The 462-nt window shown below is 77.1% G+C and carries 1 protein-coding gene; it reads right to left on the bottom strand.

Annotated elements, in window-relative coordinates:
- Positions 1 to 284, bottom strand: a 284-nt coding sequence (locus tag G3I40_RS28125) for a cupin domain-containing protein (RefSeq protein WP_164305182.1), incomplete at its 3' end; no start/stop codon positions are given.
- Positions 285 to 462 lie beyond the last annotated feature (178 nt).

A 462-nucleotide genomic window follows, 5' to 3' on the forward strand; every position in this document is an offset into this window, starting at 1 on the left:
CCCGCGCTGACGGCGCGCGGCTCGCCGCGGGGCACGAAGACGAGGGTGCCGGGCGCCAGCTCCTCGTCGGTGGCGCCCCGGTGCAGGGTGCCGCGCCCCTCGACGACGAGGAGGAGCACGTCGAGGTCGTGCTCGACGTAGGCGTCGCCGCGTGCTCCGGGCCGGACCCGGACGACGTTCGCGTCGAGCTGCCGGGCCGCGCCGTCCAGGCGCCAGAGCGCTCCGGTCGCGCCCGGGTCGGCCTTCGCCAGGAGCTCCGTGAGCAGGACATGGGCTGCGGGCATCGCGATCGTTCCTCCGTGGTGGGTCAGGCGAAGGGCAGCCTACGCAGTTCGGCTATGCCCAGCAGCCTGGCGAGGCCCAGGAAGCCGACCGCCATGGCGAGGGTTCCGGCCGCCAGGCAGACGGCGGTCCCGGCGGTGCCGTCGCCGGCCGTGCCCGCGAGGGCCCGGGCCGCGAGCC

It is taken from the genome of Streptomyces sp. SID14478, assembly GCF_010548525.1.
GTDB lineage: Bacteria > Actinomycetota > Actinomycetes > Streptomycetales > Streptomycetaceae > Streptomyces.